Below are 12745 nucleotides of genomic sequence, written 5' to 3'. Positions count from 1 at the left end.
TGGGCGCATGACGAAGGATGACGGGCGCGCCCCGGAGAAGCTGCTGCTGCTGGACACCGCGTCGCTGTACTTCAGGGCGTTCTACGGAATGCCCGACACCATCACCCGGGCGGACGGGACGCCGGTGAACGCGGTCCGAGGGCTCCTGGACATGATCGCCCGCCTGGTCACCGAGTTCGAGGCGACGGAGCTGATCGCCTGCTGGGACGACGACTGGCGGCCCGCCTGGCGCGTCGATCTCGTGCCGTCGTACAAGGAGCACCGGGTCGCCCGGCGCGGCAGCAAAGGGGCGGCCGACGTCGAGACCGTCCCGGACGGGCTCACCGCGCAGATCCCCATGATCCGCGAGGTGCTGGAGCTCGCCGGAATCGCGATCGTCGGGGCACCGGGCTACGAGGCGGACGACGTGATCGGGAGCTACACGGCCCAGGCGCGGAAGGGGCTGCCGGTCGACGTGGTCACGGGGGACCGGGACCTCTTCCAGGTGGTCGACGACGACCAGCCGGTGCGGGTCGTCTACACGGCCCGGGGCATGAAGAACCTCGAGGTGCTGACGGCGGCCACCGTGGTCGCGAAGTACCGCGTGCTGCCGGAGCAGTACGCCGACTACGCGACGCTCCGGGGTGACACGAGCGACGGTCTCCCCGGTGTCGGGGGCATCGGCGAGAAGACGGCCGCCTCGCTGCTCGGCGAGTACGGCACGCTCGACGGGCTGCTCAGGGCCGCGGCCGACGAGGAGGGCGGGGTCTCGGCCGGGATCCGCCTCAAGCTCGAGCGGGCAGCGGACTACCTGGCCGTCGCTCCGCGGGTGGTCGCTGTGGCCCGGGATCTGGACCTCCCGAAACCCGAAGACACGGGCGCGCGCCTGGCCCCGATCAGCGGAGAGGCGCGAGCAGAGCTCGAGCGCCTCTCCGCCGAGGAGAACCTGGGCGGAGCGGTCGGCCGCCTGCTCAAGGCGTTCGACCGCTTCGCCTGAGGCGTCAGTGCGACTTCTTGGCCGGCTTCCGGTTCTCGGCCGACACCATCCAGGCAAACTGCTCGAGCTTCTCGATGATGCCGTGCAGGATGTCGGCGCTCGTCGGGTCGGCCTCGTCGACCTCGTCGTGGACGTCGCGCATGGTGCCGACGACCGCCTCGAGGCGGGTCGTGATCAAGTCGACCGTCTCGGCGGTGTCGACCTCGCCGTTCGGGTACTCCGGGAGGGTGGTGGTCGCCGCGACCGTGTCGCTCCGGCCGTCCGGCACCGCATGGAGGGCGCGTAGGCGCTCGGCGACGACGTCGCTGAACTCGCGCGCCGCGTCGATGATCTCGTCGAGCTGGAGGTGCAGGTCGCGGAAGTTCTTGCCGACCACGTTCCAGTGCGCCTGCTTGCCCTGGAGGTGGAGCTCGATCAGGTCGACCAGCACTTTCTGGAGGTCGTCGGTGAGGGTCTTCGACGCCGTGAAGCCGCGCTCGGCGTTCTGGCGCCGGGTGGTCGCCGCGCCCGCGTCGGCCGGGGCCTCGACAGTGCGTTCGATGGTGGAGGTCATCGCCGTTCCTTTCGTCTGGGACCCTGTGGACGCTACGCCCCAATCGGCTCCTCGCCGAGGGTTCTGGGGCCGGGATTCAGGGCATTGTGAGGCTTCTGCGGATTCCTGGCCGCCGGGCGCGGACCGGCATACGGTGAAGATCATGGCCACGATGTACACACCCCAGGACCCCATCCACCAGTACCCCCAGCCCCCGTTCCCGGCCCAGCAGCAGTCGGCCCCCGGCGACGTCCACAAGATGGACCCCGAGCCCGACCACGGCGAGAAGAGCTACGTCGGCAACGGCCGCCTCGCGGGCCGCAAGGCGATCGTCACCGGCGCCGACTCCGGCATCGGCCGGGCCGTCGCCATCGCCTACGCGCGGGAAGGCGCCGACGTCGCGCTGTCCTACCTCCCCGAGGAGCAGGCGCAGGCCGAAGAGGTCGCCGCCCTCGTCGAGGAAGCGGGACAGAAGGCCCTTCTGTTCCCGGCCGACCTCCAGGAGGAGACCGCGAACCAGGAGCTCGTCCGCCGCACCGTCGAGGAGTTCGGCGGCGTCGACATCCTCGCCATCATCGCCGGTGTCATGCCGACCGTCGACAGCATCGACGACTTCGAGACCGAGACACTCGACCACGTGCTGAAGGCGAACATCTACCCGCTGTTCTGGCTGACCAAGGCGGCGTCGCCGCACCTGCAGCCGGGGGCGTCGATCATCACGACCTCGAGCATCCAGGGCTTCCAGCCCTCGCCGTCCCTCGCGGAGTACGCCGTCTCGAAGGCCGGGATCGCGAACTGGACCCGGGCGATGGCCCAGCAGCTCGCCGAGCGCGGCATCCGCGTCAACGGCGTCGCGCCCGGCCCGGTCTGGACCCCGCTGCAGCCGGCCTTCGTTCCCAACGAGAAGATCGAGCAGTTCGGGTCCGAAGCCGCCTACGGCCGCCCCGGACAGCCGGTCGAACTGGCACCGCCCTTCGTGTTGCTCGCCTCGCAGGAGGCCAGCTACATCAGCGGCGAGACGATCGCCGTCACCGGCGGCACACCCGTCCACTGACACACTGACACTGAGCCGCACCGCGTCCGCGGGGCGCCGTCCGGCGCCCGCGACCGTCAAGGAGAGGAACACCATGAGCGACGACAAGACCCAGAACGGCCCCGAGGCCGAAGGCCGACCGGACGCCGACGAACTGCCCGACGGTTCGTCTTCCGACGGCAGCAAGAGCACCGACGGCGAAGACGTCGCCTCGGGCGGGGGAGCAGACGACGAGTGATGTCTGAGCCGCGCCTCTGGCGCGACACCGGGGCCATCCTGGTCGAGAGCCTGTGGTGGGATGCCGGTCGCCGGGCGATGCTCTGGACCGACATCACCGCGGGCGCCCTCCACATCAGTCCGGCAGACGCTCCGGTCGACGGCTCCGGCGACGAGACCTTCCTGGTCCCGCCGCCGTTGCCGTCGTTCCAGCCTGCTGCGGCGGGAGGCTACGTGGCCGCCCTCGGCGACCGCGTGGTGCGACTGGATGCACGGGGCGAGATCCTCGACACCCTCGCGACTGTGCAGCACCGTCATCCCGAGATGCGGCTGAACGAGGGCAAATGCGACCCCTTCGGCTCCTTCGTCGTCGGGTCGATGGACCTCAAGGACGAATCGCCGGACGGCGCGCTGTACCGCGTGCATCCGGACGGCCGGCTCGAGACCCTCCTCGGCGGTCTCGGCGTCGCCAACGGCTTCGAGTGGAGCGACGACGGCACCACCTTCTACTTCACCGACACGGCGGTCTCGACGATCTACGCCGCCGAGTACTCCGCCGAGGGCCCGCTCGGCGAGCCCCGCGCCCTCCTCACCGGCCTCCCGAGCGACGGACTGGCGCGGGACGACGAGGGCGGGTTCTGGAGCGGCCTGTACGGCGAAGGCGCGGTCGTTCGTCGCCTGGCCGATGGGACCGTGACCGATCGGATCGCGCTTCCGGCTCCGAACATCACGTCGGTGGCCTTCGGCGGCGACGACCTGACGATGCTGTTCGTCGGCTCGGCCCGGGAGAACCTCGACGAGTCCGCGCTCGTCGCCCATCCCGGCAGCGGTGGCGTGTTCGCCGTCGAGACCGGGCGGCGCGGTCGGCCCGTCGAAGTCTTCGGCTGAGTCCCGCCTCGGCGCAATCCCGCATCACGACCCAGAAAGGATCCCCATGGACCTCGGAATAACCGGCAGGAAAGCCCTCGTCACGGGAGGCGACTCCGGCATCGGCTGGCACACCGCCCGCCTCCTCCTCGCGGAGGGTGCGACCGTCGTCGTCTCGGATCTCGACCAGCAGAAGCTCGACGAAGCGGTCGAGGCCCTCGACGCCCCCGCCGGCCGCCTGTTCGGCTTCGCCGCCGACATCACCGACACCGACTCCCTCGCCGCCCTGCACCGTCAGACCGCCGAGGCGGTCGGTGAGATCGACATCCTCGTGCAGTCGGCCGGGGTCACCGGCGCGCAGGGCCTCTTCCACGAGATCGACGACGAGGGCTGGGTCTCGACGATCGAGACCGACCTGCTCGGCCCGGTGCGGCTGACCCGCGAGTTCCTGCCCGACCTCCGGAAGGGCGGCTGGGGCCGGCTCGTCTACCTCGCCTCCGAGGATGCGGTGCAGCCCTACGACGACGAGCTCCCGTACTGCTCGGCCAAGGCGGGCATCCTGGCACTGGCGAAGGGGCTGTCGCGGTCGTACGCCCTCGAAGGCCTGCTGGTGAACGCGGTCTCGCCCGCGTTCATCCACACCCCGATGACCGACGCGATGATGCACAAGCGAAGCGACGAACTGGGCGTGCCCTTCGACGAGGCGATCGAGTCGTTCCTCGACGAGGAGCGGCCGTACATGGAGCTGAAGCGTCGCGGTGAGCCCGCGGAGGTGGCGAACGTGGTCGTCTTCCTCTGCTCGGACGCGGCCTCGTTCGTGAACGGGTCGAACTACCGGGTGGATTCGGGCTCCGTTGCCACGATCTGACGCCCCGCGATCCGAAACTCCCGAGGGCGCCGGGCCCTCCCATGCCGGCGGTCGGCTGGAACGCACCGACGGCTACGCCGACCTCCGCGGCTACGCGGTGATCGGCGACGGCCGCACGGTCGCGGCGGTCGCGCGGGACGGGTGCATCGACTGGCTGCCGATGCCGGCGCTCGACTCCTCGCCCGTCTTCGCGGCGCTGGTCGATGCGGAGCGCGGCGGCCACGTCTCGATGCGCCCGGTCGGCCCGTTCGAGTCGCGGCGCGAGTACGTGCCCGGCACCAACGTGCTGCGGACGACGTTCCACACGCCCACCGGCGAGGCGGTGGTGACGGATGCGCTGGTCACCGGCGTCGCCGGCCGTCTGCCCTGGGCCGAACTCGCCCGACGGGTCGAGGGGATCAGCGGTCAGGTCGACTTCACCTGGGAGGTCGCGCCAGGCGGGCTGTTCGCCGAGGGCGAGGTGCAGCGCATCGAGACGCTGCACGGCCCGGTCCTCAAGGTCGGCACGATCGACCTGGTGCTCGTGGGCTTCGAGCACGGGCGCACCGACCCGCACACGCCGGCGAGCACAGAGGCTTCGGACGGATCGCCCGTGTTCGGCCCGTCCGACGGTCCGCGCCGCTTCGAGGGCGCTTTCACGACCACCGCCGGCTCCCGCCACCTGATCGCGCTCTGCGGAACCGATGACGAGCCCATCCACCTGCCCGACCCGCACATCGTCGACCAGGGGATCGATCGCACGATCGAGAACTGGGCGAACTGGTCGACCGTCTTCCGCTACGACGGCCCCTGGGCCGAGGCGGTCCACCGCAGTGCCTTGGCGCTGAAGCTCCTGATCTACTCACCCACCGGTGCGATCGCGGCGGCGGCCACGACGGGACTTCCTGAGAACGCGGACGGGAAGAAGAACTACGACTACCGGTTCGCCTGGGTGCGCGACCTCTCCTACACCGTCGGCGCTCTGACGCACTTCGGGCTCCGCGAGGAGACCCACGCCGCGGTCTCCTGGGTGCTCACCACCATGAAGCGCCATCAGGAGCTCGGCATCTTCTACACCCTCCAGGGCCGGACTCCGGGCGGGGTCGAGAAGACCGCGGCCGCCGGCTGGCGGGGGATCGGCCCGGTGCGGGTCGGCAACCCCGCCTCCGGTCAGCTGCAGCTCGGCGTCTACGCGGACGTGCTCGGGGTGATGCGGCAGTACGTCGAGGCCGGCAACATCCTCGACGGCAACACGGGCGTGCTGCTGGAGCAGTTCGCCAACAACGCCTGCCGGATGTGGGAGTCGAAGGATTCAGGCATGTGGGAGCTGCCGAAGAAGCGGCACTACACCACGAGCAAGATCGGCTGCTGGCGCGCACTCGACGACGCCTGCCGGCTCGCCGAGCTCGGCGAGATCGCGCCGGCCCCCGAGTCGCTCGCGCGCTGGAAGAAGAACCTCCGCCTGATCGAGCGGTGGATCGCCCGCCACGGCTGGTCCGAGAAGCGTCAGGCCTACGTGATGTACCCCGGATCGACCGCGCTCGACGCCTCGGTGCTGCTGCACACCACCACGGGATTCGGCCCGGAGGAGCGGATGCGCGCGACGGTCGAGAGGATCCGCGACGAGCTCGCGGTGGGTCCGCACGTCTACCGCTACACCGGAGTAAACGAGGAGGAAGGCTCGTTCGTGGCCTGCGGCTTCTGGCTGGCCCAGTCGCTCGCCGAACTCGGTTCGCTGACCGAGGCCGACGAGCGGATGGATGCGCTCATCGGCTCGGCGAATGATGTCGGTCTGTTCTCCGAGATGATCGATCCCACCGGGGGCGCGTTCCTCGGCAACCTGCCCCAGGGGCTCAGCCACCTCGCCCTGGTGAACGCGGCGACCGCGATCGCCGAGGCACGGCGGGGCGAATAGCGCCCGCCGGCATCAGCGGTCGGCGGGGCTCACCCGGAAGCGGGGCTCACCAGGCGGCGGGGCTCACCAGTCGGTGGGACCGCCGCTGCCGGCCGGGTACTCCTCGAGGGGCGACTCCCCGGCCGCCCAGGCGGTGAGCACCGGGGTGACGATCCGCCAGCACTGCTCGGCCACGTGGCCCGGCACCGACAGCAGCGTGTCGCGCTGCAGCAGGCCGGCGAGCACCTGGGCGTAGGCGCCGAGCTCGGCCTTGCCGGGGCTGGCCGTGAGCGGGATTCGTCGCAGCCGGCCGGGCTCGTCGCCCCCGGTCACCACGAGATCGAGATCGACGTCCCCGCCGCGGAGCGACATCCGGAGCACCGTCGGACCGGCGGCCTCGAGGCCGGTCGGCACCGGGGAGTCGCGGAAGTGCACGGCCACCTCGGCCCGGGGCTCCCCGATCGCCTTGCCCGATCGCAGCACGAACGGCACGCCCTGCCAGCGCGGCACGTCGACCTGCAGCAGCAGCTGGGCGAGCGTCTCGGTGCCGCGCGAGGCGTCCACATCCGGCTCGTCGACGTAGGAGGGGAAGAAGCGCTCCCCGATCCGGCCCTCCGTGTACCGGGCGCGGCGAGCGGTGGAGGGATCGTCGCGCCAGAGCCGCACCTGACCGAGGACTTCGGCCATCCGGTCGTGAACGGCTTCGGGGGTGATGGCGTCCGGCCGCTCCATCGCGGTCAGGGCGAGCACCATCAGCAGGTGGCTCTGCAGCATGTCGCGGAGCGCACCGGTCGTGTCGTAGAAGGCGGCGCGGCCCTCGAGACCGAGCTCCTCGTCGTAGACGATCTCGACCTTGTCGATGTCGGCGGCACTCCAGCCGGACTCGAGCAGGCGGTTGCCGAAGCGCAGGCCGAGCATCCCGAGCACGGTCTCGTTGCCGAGGAAGTGGTCCATCCGCCAGAGCCGGTCGTCCGGGATGACGGCGGCGAGCGCGCGGTTGAGCGCCTCGGCGTCGGCCAGGTCGTCGCCGAACGGCTTCTCGATCGCGACCAGGAGGTCGTCGGGCAGCTCGAGTTGCGCGAGCGCGTCGGCGATGCTGTGCCCGACGGCGGGCGGCAGCGCGATGTAGAGCACGGGGGAGGACGGGCAGGCGTCCAGCAGCGCCTTCAGCTCCGCCGGGTCGGTGGCGTCGGTGCGGATGAAGTCGGTGCGGGAGACGAGGTCGTCGACGGTGCGCGCGGAGACACCGGCCGTCTCGAGGCTCAGGCGCACCTTCGCCTTCCAGTCGTCGCGGGACTGCGGGGTGCGCGCGGCTCCGAGGATGGTGAGTTCGATCCCGCGGCCCGCGTCGACCACCTGGCCGAGCCCGGGCAGCAACAGCCGTTCGGTGAGATCGCCGTTGGCCCCGAGGATCGCGATCGTCCGCGCCTCAGGGGTGATGGACTCGGCGTCGGGGATGCCGGGCTGGTCGCTCATCGTTCCTCCTGCGGGGGCGGCTCGAGTGCCGCCGGCCACTTCCGACCCTAACCAGATCCCCGTCGATCGGCTCGTGCATCGCCGTTCACCCCACCGACCGCTCACCCTGCCGGCCGTTCTCCTGGCAGGCTTGGGGGATGAGCCAGCCCGCCGACCCGTTCTCGATCGACGTCGACCGCGTGCGCACCGACGGCGTGGCGACGCGCGTCACGAGGATCACGACCGACAGTGCCGACGACGCGGCCTCGTTCGTGCTCGTCGCCGGGATCGGGGTCGCCTCGACCTACTTCGAGTTCCTCGCTCCGGTGCTGGCCGAGCGCGGCGACGTCTACGCACTCGACCTGCCGGGGTTCGCCGGGATGCCGCGACCGCACGGCCAGCCCTCGACCGGATTCTTCGCCGACCAGGTCGAGGGGGTGATCGCGCACTACGGCATCCGGCACCCGGTCCTGATCGGGCACTCGATGGGCACTCAGGTGGTCACCGAGCTTCTCATCCGTCACCCCGAGTACGCGCACGGCGTGCTGGTCAGCCCCGTGATCGACGAGTCCGCGCCCTCGCTGCCGGCCCAGGCCGTGCGCTTCGCCCGCTCGGCGGTGCACGAGACGGTGCACCTGGCCCTGACCGCGCTCTCGGCGTACATCCTCTGCGGCTTCGTCTACTTCCTGACCGTGCTGCCATACATGATGCGCTACCGGATCAGCGAGCGGATACGGCTGCCCGAGGCCCAGATCCTCCTGATCCGCGGGCAGTACGACCGCTCCTCGACCCGGCGCTTCCACGACCGGCTCCGGAAGCGAGCGCGCAACGCGATCGCCTGGGAGATCGAGGGGGCGGCGCACTCGATCATCAACGCCCACGCGGTCGGGGTGGCGAAGCTCACTCTCGGCCTGATCGACGACGACCTCGCCCCGCGGGGCCGGATGTCGTCGGAGGAGGCGCGGGTTCCGGAAGCGCAGCGCGGCGGGATCGCCCTGCTGCTCAGCGCGTCCGGAAGCCGGGTCGCCGAGTGGGTCAGCTCACTGCGCGGCGACGAGGACGGTGTGGAGCGGGCCAAACGCGAGCACGCGAAGGTGCTCTGGCGGGCCTTCACCCGGTCCGGGTCGGCCGACGGGTCCTGAGCGGGCCAGCGGTTACGGAGCGGGCCAGACGGGTCCCGGCAGGCCGGCAAGCGGATGCCCGGGGCGGGTCAGACCGCGCCCGCGACACTCCACAGCCGGTGCAGCTTGATCGCCAGGTGAAGGCTGCTGCGGCTGAAGCCGTCCTTGAGCGCCTCCCGCACCACGGCGGGAGCGTTGTCGAGCCGGTAGTACAGCGTGGTGCGGTGGATGTGCAGCCGTTCGCAGGCGACGCTGTTGCGGCCCGCTGCATCCAGATAAGCCTCGACCGTCTCGCGGTAGACCTCGTTGCCGGGCCGGTAGAGCACCTCGGCGGCGGGGGAGATCTCCGCCATCCGCACGGATCCCGGAGCGATCTGGCTGAGCAGCACCCAGTGTCCGAGCTGCTCGTACCAGCCGACCGGCTGCAGCTCGGGCAGCGCGGCGGTCAGCTCGGCGGCCGATCGGGCCTGCCGGGCCGCGGGTGCGAGGTCGGCGTCGCCGGACGTGACGACGGAGGCGCCGATCGCGGTGACTGTCGCGCCGAACCGGGCCGCGAGGGCGGCGACCCGCTCGTCCAGGCCGGCATCCGCCTCGGGATCGCGGGTGAGGAAGTGCAGGCAGCCGTCGACCTCGCCGATGAAGAGGGTGTTCGTGTGGGAGGTCGACGCGATGTTCCGCGCGAGGGCCAGCCGGCGCACGGTGCCGACGGACGGGTCGAGCAGGACGGCGCGGACGGCCGTCTTGGCCGCCCGGTCGACCCAGCGGTTGCGCACCGCGATCTGGAAGGCCTGGCGGCGGACCGCCTCGTCGTCGTCGAGCAGCTGGTGCTGGATCGTCTCGCGATCCGGCACGCTCGTCCGGACCGTCTCGGACGGGAGGATCTGCCCGGCCGCCCCGATCCGGGCGCCGGTCTCGCCCGGAGGCACGTCGAGCAGGTCGCGCACCATGCTCGACGCGGCGTCGAGCAGGGCATAGTCGGATGCGCTGATCGGCTGGGTGCCGTCGTCGAACAGGCGGAAGGAGGCGATGTCCCGCTCCCGGCCGCGGATCGGGATCGTGGCCCTGACCCGGGCTCCCGGACGCGCCTTTCCGCTCACGGCGATCGGGCGGTCGTCTCCGCCCACGAGCGCCACCGGCCGGCTGATCCCGGCCACGAGTTCGTCCGTCACGTGCTGAAGATCCATCTCGACGTGCTGAAGATCCATTCTCGGCTCCACATCCTCGGTCTCGGGTAAACCCCCTGGCAGGCACGAGCCTAGGTTCGAGGTGTCCTCGGCCGCGTGGTCCTGACTGTGTCACCTTCGCTGAACCGGAGGCGCGACCCGGATCCAGGCCGGCGGGAAGGGCTCCGAGCCCGCCGTTCCGCGGATCAGGCCTTGCTCGGATCGTCCAGCGGAGTTCCGACGCCCGTCCGATCCGCCACCGCGGAGCCCTCCGTACCCTGGCCGGATGACGAATCCGCAGAACCGACCGTTCCCCGCCGCCTCCCGCCCGGCCTCCCGGGCCGCCGCCGAATTCGCCGGGACGTTCCTCCTCGTCTTCGGGCTGATCGGGGCGGCCCTGTTGACCTCGCCGGACTCGAACGGCCACGCCGATCAGCCGGGAACCGGCCTCCTCGGGGTCGCTCTGGCCCTGGGGCTCGCCGTCACGGCGGGCGGGTTCGCCTTCGGCCCGATCTCCGGCGGTCACTTCAACCCCGCCGTGACCCTCGGCACGGCGATCGCCGGCCGTCTGCCGTGGGGGCTCGTTCCGCTGTACGTCATCGCCCAGCTGCTCGGCGGATTCGCGGGTGCCACGACCGTGTACGGACTGCTCTCCGGCGCCCAGGGCGGCACGCTCGACACCGCGGTGGCGGGCGGATTCGCCTCGAACGGCTTCGGCGCGCTCTCGCCGGGCCTCTACGACCTGCTGCCGGTGGCGGCGGTCGAACTCATCGCGACCGCCGTGCTCGTGTTCGTCGTGCTCGCCGCGACCCACCCCACGAAGGGGACCCCGCTGGCCCCCCTCGTGATCGGCCTCACCCTGACGTCGATGCTGTTCGTGGCGCTGCCGATCGACAACGCGTCGATCAACCCGGCCCGCTCGATCGCGACCGCGATCTTCGGCGGACCGGACTGGCTCGGTCAGGTCTGGGTGTTCATCCTGTTCCCGCTCGTCGGCGCCGCGATCGCCGCGCTGCTCTACCCGCGGCTCTTCGCACCGCGGGAGGAGGCCGCCGCGCCTCGTTCGTGAGGGGCGGGCGGCACAGCGATGAGGTGATCGACGGCCGGCTCCACGGTGCTGAATCTCCGCGCCGCCTCGAGCTGGGCGCTGTCGTACTCGGTGAGCCGGTCGGCGTGCTGGTTGAGGTGCTCCTGCCAGGAGCCGACCGTGAAGGCCTCGACCAGCACCGCGGCGTCCTCGTGGTCGTCGTAGAGCTGCCAGCGCCGGGCCCCCGTGCGCTTGCGGCTCTGCTCGACCAGCACCATCTGCTCGCGGAACCGGGGACGGTCGGCCTCCGGAACGGTGTAGCGCACCAGCACGAGGACCTCGTCGGCGTCATCCACCTTCTCGGCCGGCACGGTGGGCAGGTCGGTGAGGGGCAGCGGCACGATCTCGCGGCCGATCCCCGCCGTGCTCGGCAGGGGCCGCACGAGGAGTGACCCCGCGACGGCCACGATCAGCACGCCGCAGACCACGAGGGTCGCCGTGAGACCGAAGGCCTGCGCGGCAGCCCCGACCAGTACCGAACCGAGGGCCGTGCCGCCGTAGAGCACGAGCTGGTACATCGACAGACCGCGGGTGCGCACCCACGGAGGCAGGAACGACTGGACGCTCCCGTTGATGGTCGCGATCACACCCAGCCAGGCCGCTCCTGCCAGCAGCAGCACGAGCGACGCCGACCAGAGCGCCGGCGCCCAGGGCAGCAGGATGCTGGCGGCACCGAAGACCACGACGGAGATCGTGACGAGCCGGCTCGTGCCCAGGACCCTCCGGGCGGCCGGGAGCGCGAAGGCGCCGGCGATCGACCCGGCCCCGAGCGCGGCCAGCAGGATGCCGTAGCCGGCCGAGCCCAGGTTCAGCCCGTCGTGCGCGACGAGCGGCAGGAGCGCCCAGATCCCGTTGGCGGGGAGCAGGAACAGCGCCAGTCGTAGGTACATCCCCCGGATCACCGGCGAGTTGATCACGTACCGCACCCCGGCCACGGTCGCCTCGGCGAAGGTCTCCGGACGCGCGCGCACCGGCTTGTAGGTTCGCCAGAACAACAGGGTCAGGACGAACACCGCGAAACTCGCGGCGTTCAGGGCGAACACCGCGGCCACACCGAACTGGGCGACCACGAGCCCCGCGGCGGCCGGACCGAGCGCCCGCGCGACGTTCACGCCGATCGAGGACAGCGAGGCCGCGTCCGAGATGTCCTTCTTCGGCACGATCTCGGGGACGATGGCCTGGTAGGCGGGCAGCTGCAGGGCGGAGCCCACGCCGAGCACCACCGTCAGGCCCAGGAGGACCGCCGGCGAGGCGGCATCCATCACCGTCAGGACCGTGAGGAGGGCGACGACCACGAGCTGGCCGGTCTGCACGACCATGAGCAGGACGCGCTTGTTCACGAACTCGCCGAGCACCCCCGCCGGGATGGCGAGCAGCAGCACCGGCACGGACGCGGCCGTCTGCACGAGCGCGACCAGCCAGGTGGGGCTGTCCTGCTCGACCAGCAGCCACTGGGCGCCGACGGTCTGCATCCAGGCGCCGATGTTGCTGACGATCCCGGCGAGCCAGAGGGCCCGGAACGCGGCGTTCCGAAGGGGGGAGAACGCCGTCATC

General features: G+C 71.3%; 12 protein-coding genes. 8 read left to right on the top strand and 4 right to left on the bottom strand.

Annotated features, from left to right (window positions below):
- The first annotated feature begins 7 nt into the window (after positions 1-7).
- Positions 8-976: a 5'-3' exonuclease gene (locus HSO01S_RS02045; protein ID WP_066038893.1), complete on the top strand. Its 969-nt coding sequence runs from the start codon at positions 8-10 to the stop codon at positions 974-976.
- Between the two features lie 4 nt (positions 977-980).
- On the opposite strand, the gene HSO01S_RS02040 is transcribed toward HSO01S_RS02045, so the two are convergent.
- On the bottom strand, positions 981-1529 hold the full coding sequence (locus HSO01S_RS02040) for a Dps family protein (RefSeq protein ID WP_066038892.1): 549 nt from the start codon (positions 1527-1529) through the stop codon (positions 981-983).
- Positions 1530-1671: 142 nt separating this feature from the next.
- Here HSO01S_RS02040 and HSO01S_RS02035 point away from each other — a divergent pair, with 142 nt between their 5' ends.
- The 5 genes from HSO01S_RS02035 to HSO01S_RS02020 all read left to right on the top strand — a co-directional run bounded on the left by HSO01S_RS02035 (position 1672) and on the right by HSO01S_RS02020 (position 6386).
- Positions 1672-2562 carry an SDR family oxidoreductase gene (locus HSO01S_RS02035; RefSeq protein ID WP_066039126.1) on the top strand — a complete coding sequence of 297 codons (891 nt, stop codon included), beginning with the start codon at positions 1672-1674 and terminating at the stop codon, positions 2560-2562.
- A gap of 73 nt (positions 2563-2635) precedes the next feature.
- Complete coding sequence (locus HSO01S_RS18565; RefSeq protein ID WP_157078847.1) at positions 2636-2779, top strand: hypothetical protein; 144 nt, start codon at positions 2636-2638, stop codon at positions 2777-2779.
- Positions 2779-3645, top strand: a complete 867-nt coding sequence (locus HSO01S_RS02030) for an SMP-30/gluconolactonase/LRE family protein (protein ID WP_066038891.1) — start codon at positions 2779-2781, stop codon at positions 3643-3645. Before HSO01S_RS18565 ends, HSO01S_RS02030 begins: the two co-directional genes overlap by 1 nt.
- Positions 3646-3691: 46 nt before the next feature.
- A complete protein-coding gene (locus HSO01S_RS02025; protein WP_066038890.1) occupies positions 3692-4492 on the top strand; it encodes an SDR family NAD(P)-dependent oxidoreductase in 801 nt (266 codons plus the stop codon).
- Between the two features lie 55 nt (positions 4493-4547).
- Positions 4548-6386, top strand: a complete 1839-nt coding sequence (locus HSO01S_RS02020) for a glycoside hydrolase family 15 protein (RefSeq protein ID WP_066039125.1) — start codon at positions 4548-4550, stop codon at positions 6384-6386.
- 63 nt (positions 6387-6449) lie between these two features.
- Here the strand turns inward: HSO01S_RS02020 and HSO01S_RS02015 are convergent, their stop codons facing one another.
- Complete coding sequence (locus HSO01S_RS02015; protein ID WP_066038889.1) at positions 6450-7841, bottom strand: glucose-6-phosphate dehydrogenase; 1392 nt, start codon at positions 7839-7841, stop codon at positions 6450-6452.
- 137 nt (positions 7842-7978) lie between these two features.
- Between HSO01S_RS02015 and HSO01S_RS02010 the strand changes: the two genes are divergently transcribed.
- Complete coding sequence (locus tag HSO01S_RS02010) at positions 7979-8962, top strand: alpha/beta fold hydrolase (RefSeq protein ID WP_066038888.1); 984 nt, start codon at positions 7979-7981, stop codon at positions 8960-8962.
- A 68-nt stretch (positions 8963-9030) separates the two neighbouring features.
- Here the strand turns inward: HSO01S_RS02010 and HSO01S_RS02005 are convergent, their stop codons facing one another.
- Positions 9031-10110, bottom strand: a complete 1080-nt coding sequence (locus tag HSO01S_RS02005; protein WP_169799914.1) for a PucR family transcriptional regulator — start codon at positions 10108-10110, stop codon at positions 9031-9033.
- A 280-nt stretch (positions 10111-10390) separates the two neighbouring features.
- Between HSO01S_RS02005 and HSO01S_RS02000 the strand changes: the two genes are divergently transcribed.
- Positions 10391-11173, top strand: coding sequence for an MIP/aquaporin family protein (locus HSO01S_RS02000; RefSeq protein ID WP_066038886.1), 783 nt, complete (start codon positions 10391-10393; stop codon positions 11171-11173).
- On the opposite strand, the gene HSO01S_RS01995 is transcribed toward HSO01S_RS02000, so the two are convergent.
- Positions 11122-12744: an MFS transporter gene (locus HSO01S_RS01995; RefSeq protein ID WP_084361211.1), complete on the bottom strand. Its 1623-nt coding sequence runs from the start codon at positions 12742-12744 to the stop codon at positions 11122-11124. The two genes, HSO01S_RS02000 and HSO01S_RS01995, sit on opposite strands and share 52 nt — an antisense overlap.
- Between the last annotated feature and the right edge of the window lies 1 nt (position 12745).

The organism is Herbiconiux solani NBRC 106740 (assembly GCF_001571005.1).
GTDB classification, from domain to species: domain Bacteria; phylum Actinomycetota; class Actinomycetes; order Actinomycetales; family Microbacteriaceae; genus Herbiconiux; species Herbiconiux solani.
Note: the sequence above shows the minus strand (reverse complement) of the source record. Positions and strands in the feature narration are given on the sequence as shown.

Excerpts from the sequence above, each read along its gene's own strand:
- HSO01S_RS02030 (WP_066038891.1), top strand. The coding sequence starts at position 2,779 with ATGTCTGAGCCGCGCCTCTGGCGCGACACCGGGGCCATCCTGGTCGAG.
- HSO01S_RS02010 (WP_066038888.1), top strand. The coding sequence starts at position 7,979 with ATGAGCCAGCCCGCCGACCCGTTCTCGATCGACGTCGACCGCGTGCGC.
- HSO01S_RS02040 (WP_066038892.1), bottom strand. The coding sequence starts at position 1,529 with ATGACCTCCACCATCGAACGCACTGTCGAGGCCCCGGCCGACGCGGGC.
- HSO01S_RS02045 (WP_066038893.1), top strand. The coding sequence starts at position 8 with ATGACGAAGGATGACGGGCGCGCCCCGGAGAAGCTGCTGCTGCTGGAC.
- HSO01S_RS02025 (WP_066038890.1), top strand. The coding sequence starts at position 3,692 with ATGGACCTCGGAATAACCGGCAGGAAAGCCCTCGTCACGGGAGGCGAC.
- HSO01S_RS02015 (WP_066038889.1), bottom strand. The coding sequence starts at position 7,841 with ATGAGCGACCAGCCCGGCATCCCCGACGCCGAGTCCATCACCCCTGAG.
- HSO01S_RS01995 (WP_084361211.1), bottom strand. The coding sequence starts at position 12,744 with ATGACGGCGTTCTCCCCCCTTCGGAACGCCGCGTTCCGGGCCCTCTGG.
- HSO01S_RS02035 (WP_066039126.1), top strand. The coding sequence starts at position 1,672 with ATGGCCACGATGTACACACCCCAGGACCCCATCCACCAGTACCCCCAG.
- HSO01S_RS02000 (WP_066038886.1), top strand. The coding sequence starts at position 10,391 with ATGACGAATCCGCAGAACCGACCGTTCCCCGCCGCCTCCCGCCCGGCC.
- HSO01S_RS18565 (WP_157078847.1), top strand. The coding sequence starts at position 2,636 with ATGAGCGACGACAAGACCCAGAACGGCCCCGAGGCCGAAGGCCGACCG.